Raw genomic sequence first — 21,466 nt, 5'->3', positions numbered from 1 at the left:
GAAGGTCCCCGACCCGTCGCCGAACGCGACGTGCTCGGCGAGGTGGAGCAGCCCCATGAGCGCCGCCCCGAGCAGGCCCGCGGCCGCCCCGGTCGCCAGCAGCAGCACCCAGAACCGCGGGCTGAGCCGCGCGGGCTCCTCCACGGGCGCGTTGGGCTGCTCGGTGGCGCCCCGCCCGCTCGGGATCCGGGTGCGCAGCACCGGCGCCGGCACCCGTAGCCGCGGGCGGTCGGCAGGCCGCGGCGCGGTGCGCCGGCTCAGGCGGGCCAGTGGCTCGAGGACGGCCCGCCGGAGGGCTCCAGGGGCCGGCGTGTCGGCGTCGATCCCGGCAAGCTAGCCCCGGCGTGGGCCCCGAGGACCACCGTAGGGGCGCACATCACGATGTTCGGTCATCCCTACCGGACAGACCGTCACAGCGCGGACAGCGCCGCCACGAGGACGACGAGCCCGAGACCGACGATGAGGCCGGTCACCGTGAGCAGCCCGCCCGTGAACGCCCGGATCTCGGTCGTGGCCACGGTGAGGATCCGGCGGTGGCGGTAGCGGCTGAGGAGGGCGCAGGTGAGGGTGGCGAGGAGGGCGAAGCCGGCGGCGATGTAGAGCACGATCTGCCCGGCATGGTTGCTCCGGAACACGAGCAACGCGCCGTTGGCGAGCAGCCCGATCGCGGTGCGGTCCCACGAGAGCGCCGTGCGCTCGGGCTGGAGGCCCGGCCGATCGGTGAGACGGCGGGTCCGACGGTTCACCGGGCGGCCAGGACCAGCGCCACGACCGCGAGGGTGACCACGATCAGCCCGCCCGTCAGCACCAGGGGCAGGCGGCTGGGCGGCAGGTCGGCGTCGCGGCGCATCGCCCGCTGGACCAGGGCCCACCGGCGCAGGCTCGCGAGCGACACGACGATGCCCAGGATCGCCAGAAGGGCCCCGACGATGTGCCGGGAGCCGGTGGGCCCGAACTCGGGGACGAGCTGCAGGACGGCGACGCCGCCGGCGATCAGACCCAGCGATGTGCGATTCCACGCGAGGAATGTGCGCTCGTTGGCGAGCGTGAACCGGTAGTCGGGCTCGATGTCGATCTCGGCGCCCTCGTCCGGGGCGTCGCCCTCGTGCGCGTCCCGCGCCGCGGAGCCCGTGCTCATGTGCGTCCTCCCGCTCGGTGCCGCGGCGGTGGCCGGCCCGCCTCCCCCGAAATGTACTGACGGCACCGCCCACGGCCGCGCCCTCACAGCGTGCCGGTGAGCTCCTGCAGCCCGAGGCTCGACACCGCCACCAGCACCCAGAGGCAGGCACCGAGGGCGAGCGGCCGCAGCCCCGCGCGCCGCATGTCCGCGGGGCGCAGTCCCAGACCGATCCCCGCGAGGGCGGTGGTGATGAGGAAGGTGCCCACCGCCGACAGGCCGGCGTGCCAGGAGGCGGGGACGACACCGACCGTGTCGAGCGCCGAGGCGACGAGGAACCCGACCAGGAACGGCGGGACGATGCGGCGCCAGGGCAGCCTGCGCCGGCGGGCGGGGCCACCCTGCTCGCCCGCCGGGCTCGACGCGGCGTCGCGGCGCGCGGCCCACACGGCCAGCACCATGACGATCGGGATGATCATCAAGGTCCGGACGAGCTTGACGACCACCGCCGCGGGCCCCGCGCTGTCGCCGAAGGAGTAGGCCGCCGCGACGACGGAGGACGTGTCGTTGACCGCGGTCCCGGCCCAGAGCCCGAAGGCCTGGCCGTCCATGCCGAGCGCGTGGCCGAGCGGCGGGAAGGTGAGCACCGCCAGCACGTTGAACGTGAAGATCGTGCCGATCGCGTAGGCGACCTCGTGCTCCCGCGGGCGCAGGACCGCCGAGGTGGCCGCGATCGCCGAGGCGCCGCAGATCCCGGTGCCCACCCCGATCAGCAGGCCGGTGTCGCCCCGCACGCCGAGCAGGCGCCCCAACCCCCACGCGCCCAGCAGCGCGACCGCGAGCGTGGAGAGCATGACCGGCAGCGACCCGAGCCCGACCGCGGCCACCTGCCCCAACGAGAGCGTCGCGCCGAGCACCACGATCGAGGTCTGCAGCACCGGCCGCGCCGCGACGTCGAGTCCGGGCCGCAGTCGCGCGCCGGGGCGCAGGAACACGCCGACGACGATGCCCAGCACGATGCCGAACACCGGCCCGCCGATGACCGGGACCAGCGCGCCGAGGGGCGTGGCGGCCGCGGGGACGGCCAGCGCGAGCACCGTGCCGGGCGCCACCTCGCGGGCGCGCCGGGCGAGGCGGCGGGACGGCGTCCACGGGCCGCCCGGCGCCGTCGGTGTCGTGTCGTCGCGCGCCTGATCGGTGGTGGGACGCACCGGCCACTTCTCCCCTCGATCGTGGGCCTTGCTCACCTTTCTGTCCCGACATTGGGATAGGTTCCGGCCGAGCGCCAGGCCTGCCACGGGAAAGTGATCGTGATCTCGGGGCCACGGTCTCCGGCGACGGGGATGTGCGCCGGCTCGCGGGGTTCGAGGGTCGTCCGTACCCGCTTTAATGTTGGTACATCTCGCTCTGAGGAGGTCGTCCATGTACGTCGAGGTCATCGCCACCGACGCCCTCGGGGACCGCAGCTACGTGGTGCACGACGGCGAGGTCGCCCTCGTCGTCGACCCCCAGCGCGACCTCGACCCCGTCCACGCCGCCCTGGCCGCCCTGGCCGCCCAGGACGTCCGGGTCGCTGCCGTCGCCGAGACCCAACATCCACAACGACTACGTCACCGGCGGCCACGCGCTCGCCGCGCAGGTCGGGGCGGACTACCTGGTCAACGCCGACGACCCGGTGACGTTCGACCGGCGCGCGATCGCGGACGGCGAGGAGATCGCCGTCGGCACGCTGCGCGTGCGGGCGATGGCCACGCCGGGCCACACCGTCACGCACCTGTCCTACGTGGTGGACGACACCGCGGCGCCCGGCGAGCCGCCGGCGGTGTTCACCGGCGGTTCGCTGCTGTTCGGCAGCGTCGGGCGCACCGACCTCGTCGACGCGGCCCGGACGGTGGAGATGACCCACCACCAGTACCGCTCGGCCCACCGCCTGGCCGACGCCCTGCCCGACGCCACGCGCATCTACCCGACGCACGGGTTCGGCAGCTTCTGCTCGTCGGGCGGGGCCACCGGGGCGGCGTCGAGCACCATCGGCGCCGAGCGCGCGGGCAACGACGCCCTGCTCGCCGCCGACGAGGACCGCTTCGTCGAGACCCTGGTGGCGAACCTGACCGCCTACCCGCGCTACTACGTGCACATGGGCCCGCGGAACCTGGCCGGGCCCGACGCCGCCGACCTCTCGCCGGTGGCCGAGGTCGACCGCGACGAGCTGCGCAAGCGCATCGCGGACGGCGAGTGGGTGGTGGACCTGCGCGACCGCACGGCCTACGCGGCCGAGCACGTCGCCGGCACGATCGGCGTCGCCCTCGGCGACCAGTTCTCCACCTACCTGGGCTGGCTGATCCCGTGGGGCACATCGGTGACGCTGATCGGCGACTCCACCGAGGCCGTCGCCGAGGCCCAGCGCCAGCTCACCCGCATCGGGATCGACCGGCCGGCCGGCGCCGCCGTCGGCACGCTGGCCGAGCTGGCCCCGTCCGGCGACCTCCGCCGCTACCCGACCGCGACGTTCACCGACGTCGCCGGACGCTCCGGCGCCGACGCCGAGGAGCCGGTGCTCGACGTCCGCCGCGACGACGAGCGCGCCCGGGGCGGTATCCCGGCCGCCCATCACGTGCCGCTGCAGGACCTCCTGACCCGCCTCGACGAGCTGCCCCCGGGCCGGCTGTGGGTGCACTGCGCCGCCGGGTTCCGCGCCAGCATCGCCGCGAGCCTGCTCGACCGGGCCGGCCGCGACGTCGTCCTCGTCGACGACGACTACGCCCACGCCGTCGAGATCGGTCTCGCCACCGGCTGACCGCGCGACGGCGGCCTCGCCACGACACCTCAGCGCGCCGCGCCTCGGACGGACCCGGCTCGGGCCGGAGCACGCGCGGCCGGAGTTCAGCACGTTCGCGTGGGCGTCGATGCTCTTCGCGGCCGGGATCGGCACCGACCCTGGTGTTCTTCGCGGTCGTCGAGCCGGTCACCCAGTACCTCACTCCGCCCCGCGGCCAGGGCGGCACACTGCAGGCGGCCGAGGACGCCACGGTGTGGACGCTGTTCCACTACGGGATCAGCGGGTGGGGCCTCTACGCCCTGATGGGCATGGCGCTGGCCTACTTCGCCTACCGCCGCAACCTCCCCCTCGCGATCCGGTCGGCCCTCTACCCGATCTTCGGCAAGCGGATCCACGGCGGGATCGGCACAGCGGTCGACCTCGCCGCTGTGCTCGGGACGATCTTCGGTGTCGCGGCCTCGCTGGGGATCGGCGTGGTGCTGCTCAACTACGGGCTCACCTTCCTGTTCGGCATCCCGGAGGGGACGGGAGCCCAGATCGGCCTCGTGGCCCTCGCCGTCGTGATCGCGACCGTGTCGGCTGTGAGCGGCGTCGACCGCGGGATCAAGCTGCTGAGCCAGCTCAACGTCCTCCTCGCGATCGGGCTGGCCCTCTTCCTGCTGATCGCCGGGAACACGGTGTTCCTGCTCAACGCGCTCGTGCAGAACGTCGGGGACTTCGTCAGCTCCTTCCCCGGGCTGACGCTCGAGACGTTCGCCTTCGACCAGCCCGTCGACTGGCTCAGCTCCTGGACGCTCTTCTTCTGGGCGTGGTGGATCGCCTGGGCATCGTTCGTGGGGCTGTTCCTGGCCCGCATCTCGCGGGGCCGCACCATCCGCCAGTTCGTGGCCGGCACGCTGATCATCCCGTTCACCTACATCGTCATGTGGATCTCGATCTTCGGCAACAGCGCCATCGAGGTCATCCGCAACGGCGACGCTGCGTTCGGCGCGAACACGATGGAGAACAACGCGCAGGGCTTCTACCAGCTGCTCGCGCAGTACCCGGCGGTGCCGCTCGTCGCCGGGGTCGCGACCTTCGTCGGCCTGCTGTTCTACGTGACCTCGGCCGACTCCGCCGCGCTGGTGATGGCCAACCTGACCTCCGAGCTGCGGACGCCACAGTCGGACGGGGCGCGGCCGGTCCGGACCTTCTGGGCCGTGGCCACGGGCCTGTTGACGGTGGGCATGCTCGCCGTCGGCGGTGTCCCCGCCCTCCAGAACGCCACCATCATCATGGGGCTGCCGTTCGCCTTCGTGATCCTCCTGGTCATGTACGGGCTGTGGAAGGCGCTCCGGACCGAGGCCCTGTTCGCGGACAGCCAGCGGTACGCGCTGCGCTCGTCGATCTCGGGCCGGGGCACCGGCGGGGCGCACCCCCACGGCCTCCTCGGCTGGCGGCAGCGGCTGGACCGCGCGCTGTCGTTCCCCGGTCCCGAACGGGCGCAGGCATTCCTCGACGAGGTGGCCCTGCCGGCGGTCGAGGAGGTGGCCGCCGACCTCCGCGGACGGGGCGTCGACGCGCAGGCACGGCAGGAGCGCGACGACCACGGCACCACCCTGGTGGCGCTGACCGTGGGCGCCGACGAGGAGCACCCGTTCGCCTACGAGGGTCCGGCCGCGGGAGGTCCCGGTCCCGGTCTACGGGCGGGCCGTACCGGAGGGCGCCGACAGCTATTCCCGCCTCGAGGTGCACCTGCTCGACGGGGGCCAGGACTACGACGTCATGGGCTACACCCACGGGCAGCTGATCGACGACGTCCTCGACCAGTACGAGCGTCATCTCGAGTACATCCGCCTCGAGCAGGGGATCCGCTGACCGCGGTCGGCTCCGTCGGTCGGGGCCAGCCGGGGCCAGCCGGGGCCAGCGTGGCACCGACGCGCAGAGGCCGATGGAGATCCATCGGCCTCTGACGTGCGTCGGGACGACAGGATTTGAACCTGCGACCCCTTGACCCCCAGTCAAGTGCGCTACCAAGCTGCGCCACGTCCCGCACCGTCGCCCCGTGCTCGCGACAGGAGCAACGGTACCCGACGACGTCGGCGACGCCCCGCGGCGGGTCATGATCGCTCCCACTGCTCCGTCCGGCGCGCTCAGCGGGCCCGGACGAGCACCCGGAGCGATCTTGTCGGGCGAGGCGGGTGCGAGCGGACCATGACCCGCGTCATAGTGAGGGCGTGGCGGCGACGACGTTGACGGCGGCGAACCTGGCCGATCTCCCCGCGGAGGTGCCCGGCCCGACGTACGACCGGGGTGCGGTGAGCGTGGGCATCGTGCACTTCGGGGTGGGCGGGTTCCACCGCGCCCACCAGGCGATGTACCTCGACGAGCTCATGAACCAGGGCAAGGCCCTGGACTGGGGCATCTGCGGGGTGGGGGTGCTCAAGGCCGACAAGCGGATGGCCGAGGTCACCGGCGAGCAGGACGACCTCTACACGCTCGTGCTCAAGCACGCCGACGGGCGGCGTGAGGCGCGGGTGATCGGCTCGATCGTCGACTACCTCTACGCGCCCGACGACCCCGACGCCGTGCTGGACCGCATGACCGACCCGGCGACGCGGATCGTCAGCCTCACGGTCACCGAGGGCGGCTACCACAAGAACGCCAGCACCGGGGAGTTCGACGACCGCGACCCCGCCATCCAGGCCGACATCGCGTCAGAGCCGGGCACGACCCCGCAGACGACGTTCGGCTACATCGTGGAGGCCCTGCGCCGGCGCCGCGACGACGGCACCGGCCCGTTCACGGTGATGTCCTGCGACAACATCCAGGGCAACGGGCACGTCGCCCACGCCATGATCACCGCGTACGCGCGCCGGAAGGACCCGGAGCTCGCGGACTGGATCGAGAACAACGTCCCGTTCCCCAACTCCATGGTCGACCGGATCACGCCGCGCACCACCGACGAGGACCGCGCGGAGCTGGAGAGCAGCACCGGGATCGTGGACGCCTGGCCGGTGGTGTGCGAACCCTTCACGCAGTGGGTGCTCGAGGACCGCTTCGCCGCCGGGCGGCCGCCGGTGGAGGACGTCGGGGTGCAGGTCGTCGACGACGTCGAGCCCTACGAGCTGATGAAGCTGCGCCTGCTCAACGCGAGCCACCAGGCCATCGCCTACCTCGGCTACCTCGCGGGCTACCGCTACGCGCACGAGGTCGCGGGCGACGCCCTGTTCGCCGGCTTCACCCGCGCCTACATGGACCGCGAGGGCACCCCGACGCTGCAGCCGGTGCCGGGCGTCGACCTCGACGAGTACAAGGCCACGCTCATCGAGCGCTTCGCCAACCCCGAGATCCGCGACACCCTGGCCCGCCTCGCGGCGGAGAGCTCCGACCGCATCCCCACCTGGTTGGTCCCGGTCATCCGGATCAACCTCGAGAACGGCGGGGAGATCGACCGCTCCGCCCTGGTCGTGGCCGCGTGGGCGCGCTACGCCGAGGGGACCGACGAGCAGGGCGAGGCGATCGAGGTCGTCGACACCGGTCGCGCCGAGGACCGTATCGCCGCGGCACGCCGCTACCCCGACGAGCCGCTGGCCTTCCTCGCCGATCGGGATCTGTTCGGCGACCTGGTCGACGACGAGCGCTTCACCACCGCGTACCGCGCCCATCTGGACGCACTCCACGCGCAGGGAGCACGAGTGACGGTCGAGGAGACGGAGGCACGATTGCCCCGTTGAGCACACCGCGGCTTCACACGTTCGGGCCTGGTAGGGCACACTCCGGGGCTCCGATCACCTGTCCGTGAGGATCAGCGGTGCCCCGAACCGCGACCACCGCGCCCGGACCCGCATGGCCTTTCACCGGGCGCACCACCGAGCTCCACGCCGTCACCACCGCCCTCGAGCGCGACGGCGCGGTCGTCGTCGCGGGCTCGGCGGGCCTGGGCAAGAGCCGCCTCGCGCGGGAGCTCGCCACCCGGGCGGCCCACGACGACGCCGTCGACGTCGTCGCCGCCTCCGCGTCGTCGCGGGACATCCCGCTCGGGGTGTTCGCGCCGTGGCTGTCCGCCCCGGACGGCACCGAGCCCACGGCGAACGGCGACGCGATGGTCAGCGCGCTGGCCCGGGTGGGCGCCGCGATCCGCGCCGCGGGCCCCCGCGCGCTGCTCCTCGTGGACGACGCGCACATGCTCGACACCGTCTCCGCGACGCTCGTGCACCAGCTCGCCCAGGAGCGCGCGGTGCGCCTGGTCCTCACCGTCCGCAGCGGCGCACCGTGCTCCGAGGCGATCACCGCGATCTGGAAGGACGGGCTCGCCGAGCGCGTGGAGCTCGAGCCGCTCGGTCCCGCCGACGCCGCCGCGCTCCTCGACGCCGTCCTCCACGGCCCGGTCGACGCCCAGGCGCTGCGGCGCCTGCACGACACGACCCGCGGCAACGTGCTCTGGTTGCGCCACCTCGTCGAGGGCGAGCGGGCGGCCGGCCGGCTCGTCGTCGACGACGGCCGCTGGAGCTGGCACGGGGCCGCCGAACTGTCGCCGGCGCTCGAGCAGCTGCTCGCCGAGCGGATCGGCACCCTCGACGAGGGTGAGCGCCACGCCCTCGAGCTCGTCGCCCTCGGCGAGCCCGTGGGGCTGCGGATGCTGGTCGACCTCGTCGCCGAGCCCGACGTCGAACGGATCGCCGAGCGCGAGCTGATCACCGTCGTCTCCGACGGCGCCCGCTCCGAGGTCCGGCTGGCCCACCCGCTCTACGGCGAGGCCATCCGTGCGCGACTCAGCGTGCCGCGGGCCCGGCGGCTGCGCGGCGAGCTCTCCCGGGCCCTGCGCGCGACGGGCGGCCGACGCGCCGGCGACGAGCTGCGGCGCGCCGTGCTCGACCTCGACAGCGACAGCCCCCCGGACGCGACGCTGCTGGTCCTCGCGGCCGAGCAGGCCATGAACCTCACCGACATCGGGCTCGCCGAGCGCCTGCTGCGCGCGGCGGTCGCGGCCGGCGGCGGGTTCGACGCGCGGCTCGGCCTGGGGTTCCTGCTCGGCTGGATGATGCGTCCCGACGAGGCGGAGGGCGAGCTCGCCGCCGCGCTCGACGAGGCGACCACCGACGCCCAGCGGGCCCGGGCGCTGCTCGCCCGGTTCCACCTGCTGGTGTTCATCCTCGAGCGCCCCGAGGACGGTCGGGCACTCATCCGGGAGGCCCGGGACGTCGGCGGGCTGACCCCCGAGATCGCGGCGCTCGAGGGACTCCTGCACGCTGCCGACGGCGACGTCGTGGCCGCCCACGACGACGCGACCGCCGCCCTCGCCGGCCCGGCACCCTCGTCGCAGACGATCACGTGGGCGTCGTGGATCGCGGCCTACGCCCTGGCCTACCGCGGCGGCGGCGGGCTCCGCGTCCGCGACCACGTCGCCCGCGGGATGGACGCGGCGCGCCAGGCGCCGGAGACACTGGCCATGCTCGGCAACCTGGGGTTCGGCGACGTCCTGCAGGCCGGCTTCGACGGCGCGCTGGACGCGGCGCGGGGCCGGCTGGAGTGGGTCGGGAACCTCCCCGGCGGGCACGGCGCGACGTGGTCGGCGCTCTACCACGGGCGGCACGCCCTCGACGCCGGTCGGCCGGCGACCGCCGTGCGGCTGATCGACAGCATCGTGCCGTCCTTCCCCGGTTCGGGCGGCGGCTGGACGGCCTGGTTCCACGCGATGATCGCCCAGGGACGGGCCCAGCTCGGCGAGGCGGCCGAGGCGTCGGAGTCGCTGGACGCGGCGGTCCGGGCCCGGCACGGGGTGATCCGGCTGGCCGACCCCGACGTCGACCTGGCGCGGGCCTGGGTGGCCGCGGCCCAGGGCTCGGTGCAGGAGGCCGTGCGCACGGCCCGCCAGGCGGCCGCCGCGGCACGCTCGCGGGGGCAGCGGGCCGCGGAGATGGTCGCGCGGCACGCGGCGGTGCGGTTCGGGGACCGCGACCAGGTCGACGCCCTCGCCGATCTCGCCCGGGTGCTCGACGGGCCGCGCGCGAGCACGGCGGCGGCGCACGCTGCGGCCCTCGCCGCCCGGGACGTCGACCGTCTGATCGCCACCGCCGACCAGATGGAGTCGTGCGGGCTGGTGCTCGCCGCCGTGGACGCGCTGGCCCACGCGGCCGTGGTCGCGCGCGACCGCGGCGAGCACACCGCGGCCACCGCGGCCGCGGAGCGGGCCACCACCCTCGCCGCCGAGCGGTGCGAGGGCGCCGTGACGCCGGCGCTGCGCCTGGCGCAGGCGCCGCTCCCGGTGAGCGGGCGGGAGCGGGAGGTCGCGACCCTCGCCGCGGAGGGCCTCACCAACCGCCAGATCGCGCTGCGCCTGCACGTCTCGGTGCGCACCGTGGAGAGCCACATCTACCGCGCCTGCACCCGGCTCGGCCTGCCCGACCGCGCCGCGCTGGCCGCCGCCATCGCTCCCCGTCGCCTCGGGGACGACCAGCGCACTCCGCTGTCACCGTAATGGAGTAGTCAGAAGCACGTAACGGCGAGATGCCGTAGTGCACTACGGCAGACACCGCCCCGCTCTCCCCCCGACGATCGCGCCGTCGATCAGCAGGGGGAGGCGGACATGGTGCGGGACCGGTGGTCGGTGCCCGGGTACGACGAGATCCGGGAGCTCGGACGCGGGGCGACCGGTGTCGTGCTCCTCGCGGTGCACACGTCGTCCGGACAGCCGGTCGCGATCAAGTACCTCGACGACGAGCTGCACGGCGACCCCGAGTTCCTCGCGGACTTCCGCGGGGAGGCGCGGCTGCTCGCCGACGTCGCCGACCCGCACGTCGTGCGGCTCTTCGAGTACGTCGAGTCGCCGCGGGGCGCGGCGATCGTCATGGACCTGGTCGACGGCGTCACGCTGCGGCGGATGCTCGACGAGCGCGGGGCGACCTCCCCCGAGTCGGCGCTGCTCGTGCTCCAGGGCTCCCTGCGCGGTCTGGGCGCCGCCCACCGCGCCGGGGTCGTCCACCGCGACTACAAGCCGGCCAACGTCATGGTCACCGCCGGCGGCCGGAGCATCCTCACCGACTTCGGCGTCGCCGCGCGCCACGGCGCCGCGGCGACGATGAGCGGCACGCCGCTCTACATGGCCCCCGAGCAGTGGAACGACGGGCCGGCCACCGTGCGCAGCGACGTCTACGCGGCGACCGCCGTGTTCGTCGAGTGCCTCCTGGGCCGCGCGCCCTTCACGTCCACCGACCCGGCGACGCTGCGGCGCCAGCACGAGCACGCGGCCCCGCCGCTCGACGAGCTCCCGGCGCCCGTCCGGGACCTCGCGGCGGCCGGGCTCGCCAAAGCGCCCGGCGACCGTCCCGCCGACGCGTCGGCGTTCCTCGTCGCCCTCGACGCCGCGGCGACCCTCGGCTACGGCGAGGACTGGGAGGAGCGCGGCCGCCGCGGGCTGGCCGAGCGTGCCGCCCTGCTCGCGCTGCTCTTCCCGCTCGCCGCCGGGCTGGTGGGCGGTAGCGCCGTGGCGACCACCGTCCTCGGGGCGGTGAACGCGGCCGGTGCCGGTGCCACGACCACGATGGGCACGATGCCGGCGGACGTGCCGCCCGCGGCCGCCGCCTCCATCGCCGATCGGCTCGGCAACCGCACGCGCATCGGGCTCGGCGTCCTCGCGGCGGCCCTGCTCATCGGCGGCCCGATCGTCGCGACCACGGCCGCGGGCTCGAACGCGGGCTCCCCGGTCCTCGCCGACGGGGTGGCGGGGACGTCCGGGGGTACCGGCGGCGGGAACGGCACCGGGGTGTCCGGCTCCGTCGGGCCGGGTCTCCCCGCGGCGTCGCCGCTGCGCACCGCGGCCTCCGGGGGCGGTGGCGGCACGGCGCTGCGGACCGGTGGCGGCGGAGCCGGCGTGGGCTCGGCGACCGAGGCGATCGTGGACCTCGGCAACCCCTTCGCCCCGGGCGGAACCGTCTTCGGCGGTGGCGGCGCCGGTGGCGGTGGCGGCACCGGAGCGGCGGCCGTCGGCAGCCCACCGGGTGGCGGCGGTGGCGTGGCCGGTCCCGGCACCGTCGGGGCGGGCAGCGGCACGACCACCGGCAACGGAGGCACGGGTACCGGGTCCGGCAACGCCGGCACGGGGAACACCGGCGGCACCGGCGTCGGGGCCGGCCAGGGCAGTGGGTCCGGGTCCGGCTCGGGTGTCGGCAGCGGTTCGGGCAGCGGCTCCGGTTCGGGCAGCGGCTCCGGTTCGGGCTCCGGTTCGGGCAGCGGCTCGGCCTCGGGCTCCGGGTCCGGGTCGGGCTCCGGTTCGGGCTCCGGTTCGGGTTCAGGCGCCGGTTCCGGTTCCGGTTCCGGGTCGGGAAGCGGCTCCGGCTCCGGCTCCGGCAGCGGATCCGGGTCCGGTAGCGGCACCGCGAGCGGCTCCGGCAGTGGTTCGGCCTCCGGGTCCGGTTCGGCGAGCGGTTCCGGTGGCGGTTCCGGCAGCGGGTCCGGGTCCGGCTCGGCCAGCAGCTCCGGCGGGACGGGCGACCCCGATCCGAACATCGACTACGGCGGTTGCGCCTGCGGTGGCAACGACCCGGGTCCGGTCGTCCACTGATGGCGGGCCCGATGGACGAGCACGACGACGTCGCCGGCACCCAGGACGGCAGGCGCCCCCGCAACGGGGCCGAGGTCCCCGCCGCCACGGAACTCCCGGCGGCCGCGGCGACCGCGATGGGTCAGCGACGGGCGGAACGGGAACGGGCCGAGCCGGCCGGCACCCAGGCGGGGCAGGGACGGGCCCGCCCCGCGGAACCGCCGTCGTCGGCGCCGGCCGCGTCGCCGACCGGCGACGACGAGCTGGTGCGCTTCGGGCCGGAGGTGTCCGCCGAGGCGACGGTGCCGGGCTGGTCGTCGCCCACCTCGCCGCCCGGGCGCGGCACCGGCACCCGACGTCGACGCCCCGGCCGGTGGGTGGGCGGCCTGCTGACGTTGCTGATCGTCGCGGGCGTCGTGGCGTTCCTGCTGCTGCGGGCCGGTTCGACGGTCGGGGTGCGGGGCGTCGAGGTCCGCGCGGTACCGCCGACGGCGAGCTGCGACACGACCGTCGACGTCGTCGGCACCCTCGTCACCGACGGGCAGGCCGGTTCCGTCAGCTACCAGTGGGTGCGCAGCGACGGCCAGACGAGCGAGGTCCTCACCCAGACGATCGCGAGCGGGGTGACGTCGACCGACGTGCACCTCCAGTGGTCGGTCACCGGCCGCGGGCGCCTCGACGCGACCGCCACCCTGCGCGTTCTCGCACCGCGGCCCGTCGAGGGCTCCGGCGGCTTCACCTACTCCTGCTCCTGATCGCACGACGGCCCGAGGAGGGTCCGCATGACCACCGCCGCCGACCGGCACGCGCTGCAGGACCTGCTCGCCCGCATGGCCACCGACGCCGCCCTCGCGGAGGAGGTCCTCGGGGATCCCGCGGCCGCCGGCGTGCGCCACGGCCTGACCGAGGACGAGGTGGACTCGCTGCGCGCGGTGCGCCTCGGCGGCGTCGACCACCGCCCCACCCGGCTCGAGGAGCGGCTGTCGCGCTCGGCGCTGTTCTTCGGCGGGGAGCTACACGCCGGCGACTCGGGAGACTCGGGCGGTGGGGATTCCGGTGGGGATTCCGGGGGCGACTCCGGTGGTGACTCCGGCAGCAGCCACGCCGACTCCGGTGACTCCGGGAGCGGCCACGCCGACTCCGGTGACTCCGGGAGCGGCCACGCCGACTCAAGTGACTCCCACTCCGGCAGTTCGGACTCCAGCGGCTCCGAGTCCCACAGCTCCGAGTCCCACAGCTCCGACACCGACAGCTCCGACAGCTCCGACAGCTCCGACACCGGCGGCTCCGGGTCGGACTCCGACACGGACAGCGCAGACCCGAGCAGCGCGGACGCCGACTCCGGGAGCACCGAGCCGGCGCACACCGACGCGACCCACACCGAGCCGACGGACACCGAGCCGACGGGCAGCGAGCCGACCCAGCCCGAGGCGACGCACACCGAGCCGGCCCCGCCCGCGACCACGACGGCAGCACCCACCTCGGAGGCCGCCAGCGGCGATCCCACTCCCCCGCCGCACACCGCCGACACCGCGACGGTCGACCACACCGCGGCGACCGCACCGACGACGCCCGCCGTCGAGCACGACGCCCCGAGCACCTCCGCCAAGCCGGCCGCCGCACCCCTCGCGGCGATGGCCGGCCCGGTCGCCGCGGTCCCGATGAGCGCGCCGACGCTCACGACGACCGCCGACACCGGCCACGCCGGCCACCACGGCGGCGGCGCGGGCACCAACCCGTTCGTGCGGCCGGAGGTCTCGCCGGCCGTGGCGTCGGCGGTGACCGCGTCGGCCAGCAACCTCCACGGCGGCGTCGTCTCGCAGCAGGTCGCCGGCTCGACGGTCCAGTACACCTACGGCGACGGCACGACCGCCACCGCCGCCCGCACCACCGACCCGGCCACGGGTGCGATCACCGACACGATCACCCGCGCCGACGGCAGCACCTGGACCCACAGCTGGGATCCGGCCCAGGGCCCGGCGACCGGGCTGTGGCAGACCACCTCGCCCGATGGCACGACCACCTCGTTCAACGAGGACGGCGGGATCGCCTACGGGCACACCGACCTGCCCGACGGGTCGACGGTCGACGTCCAGGTGTCCACTCCGACCGCCGAGAACGACCAGCTCCTCCTGACGATCGACGACACCGGCCCCGAGCCCGACTTCGTCCAGTCGCTGACCACCGTCCACGCGATCGACGGCTACCCCGACTCGGCCTACGTCTCGGTCCTCGGCCCGGACGGCTCGACGACGACCGTGTCGGCGCAGCTGTTCCACACCGACAACCCCGACGGCTCCCGGACCACGACCGTCCTCTACCGCGACGGCGACTCGGACTCCTTCACGACGCTCGACGGTCACGTGATCGACCAGCAGTCGGTCCGCCACGACGGCACGGCGCTCGTCGACCCGGACGCGCCGGACGTCTTCACGGCGCTGCCGGAGGCCGTGGCGCAGGTCGTCGACCGCGGCATGGCGGGCGAGCACGGCCGCGTGGTCGCCCACGAGGACCTCGCCGAGAACGTCGACGGCAGCACCACGATGCGGCTGACCTACGCCGACGGGACCACCGCCGAGCTCACCCGCCACACCGACGTCCCGAACACCAGCTGGCACGACGTCACCGTCGCGGCGGACGGCACCGAGGTGACCCAGTACTGGTCGCTGGGGCCGGGCCGCGTGGTCGTCGCCGGCGACACGGTGACGTCGCACCCCGACGGCTCGGTCACGACGTTGAGTTACGAGCAGCCGCGCGACTACTACCTCGCGACCTTCACCGAGACCACGACGCGTCCCGACGGCTCGACGACGGTGTTCACCGGCTACAAGGGCTACGACACGCCGAACGACCGCTCGCCCGGCGGCTCCATGCTCGCCCGGTCGGTCGACACGGACGCCGACGGCGCCGTCACCGTCACCACCTTCGGGACGACCGAGCCGGGCGGGCGGTTCTCGGCGATCGTCGAGGGGCCTGACGGCTCGCGGACGGTCACCCCGATCTGGTTCGACAGCCGCACCGTCGGCGATTTCCCGACCGGTGACTACGACTACGTCTACACGTTCGTCCGGCCGGACGGCGGCACCGAGACCGTCGCCCTCGGACAGGTCGCGTACCGGGCCTTCGACACGTTCGACGGGGCCGAGGTGCGGCACTGGACGACGTCCCCCGAGAGCGGCACCCCGGCGGCGGGGCAGAGCCCGGACCAGAACATCGCGCTCGGGGACGTCACCGGCGCACCGACCGACGGCAACGCGCTCGTCGTCCCCGACGACGCGGGCTCCCCGGCGGACTTCGCCACCGAGCACCCGTGGCTCCCCACCCACGACCCTGAAGCCCGCTACACCGTCGAGCACGACGCGGCCGGCAACGAGATCACGACCGTCGCGACGTACGGCGACACCCAGGTCCGCACCATCGGACCCGACGGCACCGGCACCCGTGTCGACTGGGACCCCGATCCCTACGAGGACCGCGGTGGCCCCCACGTCACGGCGACCTGGACCATCGAGCGCCAGCCCGGCGGGTACTGGCTCGAGACCAAGGACGGCGACGCCGGCACGACACCGACCACCGTCCTGTACGCCCCGGACGGAGCGATGCGGGAGGTCCAGGCCCCCAGCTCCTGGAACCAGGCCAACATCAGCTCGCCTGCGGTGACCACCACGTACCCGGACGGGACGGTCATGACGTCCCGGACCGGTGCGGTGCTGGCGTACAGCTTCCCGCACGACGACGGCGGCTGGACCAGCGTCACCACGGGGATCGACGGCAATGTCCGCGGCGAGAGCTACAGCGGCAACGGCACCCTGCTCTGGACCTCGATCCGGACCGGACCCACGCCGACCAATGTGGGGACCGAGACCACCTACTACGGCCCCGACGGGCAGATGATCGGCGGGAGCTGGGCCGGCAACGGCGAGGGCGCGTGGGGAACCGTCCCCGCCGACACCACGCCGCCGACGCCGCCCGACAGCTTCGCCGGATACCAGCGCGAGACGCCGGTGTTGCCTCCGGACCAGTACTCCGCCCACGTCGTGAACCCCGACGGCTCGTACACCGTCGTCCAGCGCGGCGTCAACCAGGGCGGCGACTTCGCCCACCCCGTCACGACGACCGTGTACCAGCTCGACGGCTCCCGCATCGAGACCGTCGTGGACGACCACGGCACACGGACCACCGTCTACGACGCCGACGGCAACGCGGTGGGCGGCAGCGACCGCGCCGCGGACGGGCGCAGCGGCGGCGCCTGGGCGGGCGAGCCCTCCCCCGCGGAGCACCAGGCCTTCCACTCGCTCACGCGCAGCGCGTCGGACCTCCTCGACGAGGACGCGACGCCGCCGGCCCCGACGGGCGCCGAGGCGCTCACGGCAGCGGTCCAGGGAATCGGCGGCCCGTCGGGCGAGGCCCTGGGCGGCGTGGTCACCGAGATGGCCCGGGCGCTCTCCGGGCTGTCGTCCGACCAGCTCCACCAGGTGGTGGAGCAGATCCGGCAGTCGCCGAGCGACGTCCTCGCACGGCTGGGGCTCCCCCAGCACGAGGCGACCTCGCCGGTGGTGCCTTCCCACACCGACGCCGGCCCCGCGATGGCCGCCGCCGCCGTCGCCGTACCCGCCGTGACCGCACCCCCGGCCACGACCCCCGTCGCCCCCGCCGTCGACGCCAACGCCGGCTACCACGGGGGGGTGGTCCGGGCGGCGCCCACGACCCAGGCCGACGGCACGCAGACCGTCGACGTCCGCTACGGCGACGGCACCACCCTCGACGTCCACCGCAGCACCGACGCGACGACCGGCGTCCGCACCGACACCTGGACCGAGGCCGACGGCACGACCGTGACCCGCACCTCGCAGCCCGACGGCTCCGACGTCACCGTCCGGACCGGACCCGACGGCACCGTCACCGCCGAGGCCGCCGGCGCCTCGTTCGCCTCGGAGGTCACCCGGACCGATGGCACGTGGAGCCAGACGACCTACGGCCCGACGGGCACCGCGCCGACCGCCGTCTTCACCACCGTCGACCACTTCGGCGACGCCCGCCTCGAGACCGTCGTGACGCCCACGGCCTCGGGTGGCCACCTCGCCACGATCACGGCCTCGGACGGCTCGGTGGAGACGGTGCGGCTCACCGTGACCGACGTCGACAACCCCGACGGCTCGACCACCCGGATCTTCACCTTCCCCGACGGCGACACCGACGCGTTCACCACGGACGCCGCGGGGCGGGTCGTCCACCACGAGTCACACCACGCCGACGACACCGCCGCCAGCTGGTCGGACCCGGGGACGCCTGACGGGCCGCCGTGGCAGACCACGACCGACCCGGTCACCGGCGCGGTGACGACGACCGTCGACCACCCCGACGGGTCCCGCCTGGTGACGACGTTCGGGCTCGACGGCAGCACGAGCCGCACCAGCACCGCCCCGGACGGCAGCTGGTCACGGGACACCGACGACGGCCACGGCGGCACCACCGAGAGCTACGGCACCGGTGAGCACGTCCAGCAGCTGGACGCCAGGAACGCCGACGGCTCCTGGCGCAGCGCGACCTTCCGCGACGACGGCGTCGTGAGCTGGGAGATGACGGGCACGGCCGACGGCACCACCACCGAGACCCACTACGAGGCCGACGGCTCCTGGTACCGCAACGTCACCAACCCGGACCGAACGCGGGTCGAGACCGTCGGCTACGAGGGCGGGTGGACCGACGGGAGCTACACCGTCTACGACGCCGACGGCGCCAGCACCACCTACGCCGGCGACGGCACGACCAGCGTCTTCCACCCGACCCCCGACGGCGGATCCGAGTGGGTCGAGACCGCGCCCGACGGCACCGTGACCACCACGCTCTTCGGCGCCGACGGGTTCGGCACGCAGACCACGGTCGTCCACCCCGACGGGACCGGGACCCGGACCTACCACCTGCCCGACGACACCAGCCGCAGCGTGCCGGTCACGGTCGGGGCGGACGGCACGGTCGTCGAGACCCCGCGAACGGCCCCGGCGACACCGGCACCGGTCACGAGCGACCCGACGCCCGCGCCGGCCGAGCCGGACCCGTCGCAGGCGCTCGCCCCCCAGGTGGTCGACACGATGAACGGCTCGGTCCAGATCTTCCGCTTCCAGGACGGCCACATCGAGGTCTTCGCCGGCTTCGAGGGCGGCGAGGTCTGGGAGGGGTCCTTCACCAACGAGGCCGACCTGCACACGACGGTGATCAAGGTCGGCCAGCCCGTCGACATCGTCGACGGCGTCGGGACCTACCACTACGAGCAGCAGGTCTGGTACGCGGACGGCCGCTTCGAGTGGAAGAACATCGGCGGCGGCGTCCACCCGATCTGGAACGACTGGTTCTGATCCACCACCATGCGAGGGGGACCCCCATGCTGTGCCGTTCGTGCCACGTGCACGTGCGCCGCGACTTCCCGTACTGCCTGCGCTGCGGGACGTTGCGCAAGGGCGCCAGCGTGGCGGAGTACGCGCCGCCGTCGCTCGTCTTCCGCGTCGCGTCGCACGGGATGCGCGAGCAGCGCGTCACGCTCGACGCCGCGACGACGACGATCGGCCGCGACGCCGACTGCGACGTCGTGCTCGACGACCCGAGCGTCTCGCGCCACCACGCGACGATCACCCGCGGCGCGGCGGGCTACGTCGTCGAGGACCACGGCTCGCACAACGGCACCACCGTGACCCCGCTCGGGGGCGACGAGCTGGAGGTCGGCGGCGACGCCCGGGTGGCCCTGGCCGACCACGCGACGGTGCACGTCGGGGACGTCGCGGTGCTGTTCGACCAGCCGCGCGGGGGCGTCGTCGCCGACCGCACCCAGGTCAAGGACATCGCCGGGACGGTGCTCGGCAAGACCACCGACGGCGAGGACGAGCCGCCGCCGGCCACCGAGCCCCTGGCCGCGGTGCCGCGGCGGCGCAGCGGGTGGGCGCTCAAGCAGATCGAGCCGGACCGGTGGGTGCTGCGCAACACCCGCACCGGCGCCTACCTGAGCCTCGACGACCGCGACGTCTTCCTCTGGCGCCGTCTCGACGGCGAGAACTCGATGCGCGACCTGCTCTTCGCCTACCTCGAGGAGTACGGCGAGCTCGCGCTGCCCCGCATCGAGGCGACCGTGCGGACGCTGCACCAGGCGGGACTCGTCCGCGGGCTGCCCGGCGACGTCGAGGAGGTGACGTTCTGGCGCCGGATCGGGCGGGCGGTGCTCAAGAACCTCATCCGCGTCGAGCTGTCGGTGAAGCGCCTCGACCCCCTCGCCGACAGGCTCTACCACGGGTTCGCGTGGCGCTTCTTCACGCTGCCGGCCGTCGTGCTGCTGTGGGTGCTGGCGATCGGCGGGCTCGCCGCGTTCGTCACGGCGTCGTCGGAGCAGCTGCTGTTCGACTTCGGCGGCGCCGGGATCGTCGGGCTGGTCGCCACCGCGGCGGGCTACGTCGTCGCGACCACCCTGCATGAGCTGGCCCACGCGCTGGCCGTGAAGTCCTACGGGCGGCGGGTCAACCGCGGCGGGTTCCTGCTGATGATGGGCATGCCGTTCGCGTTCGTGGACACCTCGGACATGTGGTTCGGGACGTCGTGGTCGCGGATCGTCGTCGCGGTCTCCGGCCCGCTGACCACGGTCGGGCTGGCCGGCGGGGTGTCGATCGCGGCGATCACCGTGCCCGACCCGAAGATCGCCGGGGTCTGCTTCACGCTCGCCGCGGGTCTGTACCTGAACACGCTGTTCAACCTCATCCCGCTGGTACCGCTCGACGGCTACCAGGCGCTCGCCGACGCCCTGCGCACGCCGCGGCTCAAGGAGGAGGCGAAGGCCTACTTCGGGGGCGGGTTCGTCAAGGATCTGCGCGCGGGCCGCCGTCCCGGCCCGAAGCAGGTCGGGCTGCTGATCTTCGGGGTGCTCTCCGCGATCTGTCTCTGGGCCATGATCGCGCTGTCGGTGATGACCTGGAACTCGCGGCTCGGTGGCCTGGCCCGGGAGTACGTGCCGCAGCCGTGGCTGACCGTGCTCGTCGTGCTCGTGATCGCCCTGATCATCTTCCCGGTGTGGTTCCCGCGGGCCCGCAAGCTCGCGCAGAAGGTGAAGGACCGCCGCACCGCCCGCGCCGGGGCCGGGGAACAGCCCCCGGCCCCCGGGATCACGGAGGAGCCCGAGCCGGAGCCCGTGTCCCGGTCCGAGCCGGCACCTGTCGACGCGACGTACGTCCCGCGGCGCACGCCCGCCACCGACGCGACGTGGACGCCGGCCCGACCCCGGACGACAGCGACAACGGCGCCCGCCGCCACCGACGCGACGTGGATGCCGGCCCGCGAGCCGGCCCCGGCACCCGAGCCCGCGGCCGCGGCGACGCCCGGGACCGACGAGACCTGGATGCCGACGCGGACGCCGGCCCCGGCACCCGAGCCCGCGGCGGCGAGCCCCGCCACCGACGCGACGTGGATCCCCCGGCGTCGTCGCCGCGACGGTAGGGGGTGACGGGCGTGCAGGTCGAGGTGGTGATGACCCGGTTCCCGGTCACCGTGCGCCCGGACACCGAGCTGCGGCGCGCCGCGGAGACGATCGCCGCCGGCGACGTCGGCACGGTGATGGTGGTCGACGTCGACGGCCGGTTCGTCGGCACGCTCGACGCGCGCGCCGTCCTGCGCGCGCTGCTGCCGGACGCGGCGGAGGCGCAGCGCGCCGGCAGTGTCGCGGCGGCGTCGGCGGTGTTCCTCACCGGGGCCGCGACGAGGGCGTCCCGGCCGGTCGACCCGCTCGTCGACCGCGACCCGATCACCCTGCGCCCCGGCGCCCCCGTCGCCGAGGCCGCCGTGGTGATGGCCGACCGCGGACTGCGGCGGCTGCCCGTGGTCGCCGACGGGCGCCTGCTCGGCACGGTGTCGGAGGCCGACATCTGCCGGGCCGTGCTCGCCGGCGAGGCGGCGGGGGTCGCCGACACCCCGACCGCCCGGGCCGTCCCCACCGTCCCCGCCGCGCCCTCCGTACCCACCTCCGCCGCCGCGCTCCGCGCGCGGGCCGCCGCCGCCCTGGCCGCCGCACGGGCCG

Annotated in this window: 13 protein-coding genes and 1 tRNA gene; 9 read left to right on the top strand and 5 right to left on the bottom strand. The window is 74.7% G+C overall.

Features of this window, described 5'->3' with window-relative positions:
* Positions 1-410 precede the first annotated feature (410 nt).
* The 4 genes from ABD994_RS13540 to ABD994_RS13525 form a co-directional block, all read right to left on the bottom strand.
* The gene (locus tag ABD994_RS13540) at positions 411-746 is read right to left on the bottom strand and encodes a DUF202 domain-containing protein (RefSeq protein WP_345415155.1); all 336 of its coding nucleotides are present in this window, start codon (positions 744-746) and stop codon (positions 411-413) included.
* The gene (locus tag ABD994_RS13535) at positions 743-1,138 is read right to left on the bottom strand and encodes a YidH family protein (protein WP_345415152.1); all 396 of its coding nucleotides are present in this window, start codon (positions 1,136-1,138) and stop codon (positions 743-745) included. The genes ABD994_RS13540 and ABD994_RS13535 overlap by 4 nt, the downstream gene beginning before the upstream one ends.
* Positions 1,139-1,221: 83 nt before the next feature.
* Positions 1,222-2,364, bottom strand: a complete 1,143-nt coding sequence (locus tag ABD994_RS13530) for a YeiH family protein (protein WP_345415149.1) — start codon at positions 2,362-2,364, stop codon at positions 1,222-1,224.
* A gap of 139 nt (positions 2,365-2,503) precedes the next feature.
* Positions 2,504-2,713 carry a hypothetical protein gene (locus tag ABD994_RS13525; RefSeq protein ID WP_345415146.1) on the bottom strand — a complete coding sequence of 70 codons (210 nt, stop codon included), beginning with the start codon at positions 2,711-2,713 and terminating at the stop codon, positions 2,504-2,506.
* A gap of 79 nt (positions 2,714-2,792) precedes the next feature.
* On the opposite strand from ABD994_RS13525, the gene ABD994_RS13520 reads away from it, so the two are divergent.
* Both ABD994_RS13520 and betT read left to right on the top strand, forming a co-directional pair.
* Positions 2,793-3,914 (top strand): rhodanese-like domain-containing protein, encoded by a 1,122-nt coding sequence (locus ABD994_RS13520; protein WP_345415143.1) that lies wholly within the window; start codon positions 2,793-2,795, stop codon positions 3,912-3,914.
* A gap of 143 nt (positions 3,915-4,057) precedes the next feature.
* Positions 4,058-5,848 (top strand): choline BCCT transporter BetT, encoded by a 1,791-nt coding sequence (gene betT / locus ABD994_RS13515; RefSeq protein ID WP_345415140.1) that lies wholly within the window; start codon positions 4,058-4,060, stop codon positions 5,846-5,848.
* A 6-nt stretch (positions 5,849-5,854) separates the two neighbouring features.
* On the opposite strand, the gene ABD994_RS13510 is transcribed toward betT, so the two are convergent.
* A tRNA-Pro gene (locus ABD994_RS13510) sits at positions 5,855-5,928 on the bottom strand.
* A 184-nt stretch (positions 5,929-6,112) separates the two neighbouring features.
* Here ABD994_RS13510 and ABD994_RS13505 point away from each other — a divergent pair.
* From ABD994_RS13505 to ABD994_RS13475, 7 genes are all read left to right on the top strand, one after another.
* Positions 6,113-7,612, top strand: a complete 1,500-nt coding sequence (locus ABD994_RS13505) for a mannitol dehydrogenase family protein (protein WP_345415137.1) — start codon at positions 6,113-6,115, stop codon at positions 7,610-7,612.
* 77 nt (positions 7,613-7,689) lie between these two features.
* Positions 7,690-10,356 carry a LuxR C-terminal-related transcriptional regulator gene (locus ABD994_RS13500; RefSeq protein WP_345415134.1) on the top strand — a complete coding sequence of 889 codons (2,667 nt, stop codon included), beginning with the start codon at positions 7,690-7,692 and terminating at the stop codon, positions 10,354-10,356.
* A 108-nt stretch (positions 10,357-10,464) separates the two neighbouring features.
* The gene (locus ABD994_RS13495; RefSeq protein ID WP_345415131.1) at positions 10,465-12,438 is read left to right on the top strand and encodes a serine/threonine-protein kinase; all 1,974 of its coding nucleotides are present in this window, start codon (positions 10,465-10,467) and stop codon (positions 12,436-12,438) included.
* Complete coding sequence (locus ABD994_RS13490; protein ID WP_345415128.1) at positions 12,438-13,172, top strand: hypothetical protein; 735 nt, start codon at positions 12,438-12,440, stop codon at positions 13,170-13,172. The genes ABD994_RS13495 and ABD994_RS13490 overlap by 1 nt, the downstream gene beginning before the upstream one ends.
* Positions 13,173-13,199: 27 nt before the next feature.
* Positions 13,200-18,773, top strand: coding sequence for a hypothetical protein (locus ABD994_RS13485; RefSeq protein WP_345415125.1), 5,574 nt, complete (start codon positions 13,200-13,202; stop codon positions 18,771-18,773).
* A gap of 26 nt (positions 18,774-18,799) precedes the next feature.
* The gene (locus ABD994_RS13480) at positions 18,800-20,896 is read left to right on the top strand and encodes a PqqD family peptide modification chaperone (RefSeq protein WP_345415122.1); all 2,097 of its coding nucleotides are present in this window, start codon (positions 18,800-18,802) and stop codon (positions 20,894-20,896) included.
* 5 nt (positions 20,897-20,901) lie between these two features.
* Positions 20,902-21,466, top strand: a 565-nt coding sequence (locus tag ABD994_RS13475) for a CBS domain-containing protein (protein ID WP_345415118.1), incomplete at its 3' end; no start/stop codon positions are given.

Source organism: Actinomycetospora chlora, from assembly GCF_039542135.1.
Classification (GTDB): Bacteria; Actinomycetota; Actinomycetes; order Mycobacteriales; family Pseudonocardiaceae; genus Actinomycetospora; species Actinomycetospora chlora.
The sequence above is the reverse complement of the archived record's forward strand: the minus strand, read 5'-3'. Positions and strand labels throughout refer to the sequence as shown.

Coding starts and splice junctions, on each gene's coding strand:
- ABD994_RS13535 (WP_345415152.1), bottom strand. CDS start 1,138: ATGAGCACGGGCTCCGCGGCGCGGGACGCGCACGAGGGCGACGCCCCG.
- ABD994_RS13525 (WP_345415146.1), bottom strand. CDS start 2,713: ATGTTGGGTCTCGGCGACGGCAGCGACCCGGACGTCCTGGGCGGCCAG.
- ABD994_RS13495 (WP_345415131.1), top strand. CDS start 10,465: ATGGTGCGGGACCGGTGGTCGGTGCCCGGGTACGACGAGATCCGGGAG.
- ABD994_RS13490 (WP_345415128.1), top strand. CDS start 12,438: ATGGCGGGCCCGATGGACGAGCACGACGACGTCGCCGGCACCCAGGAC.
- ABD994_RS13485 (WP_345415125.1), top strand. CDS start 13,200: ATGACCACCGCCGCCGACCGGCACGCGCTGCAGGACCTGCTCGCCCGC.
- ABD994_RS13480 (WP_345415122.1), top strand. CDS start 18,800: ATGCTGTGCCGTTCGTGCCACGTGCACGTGCGCCGCGACTTCCCGTAC.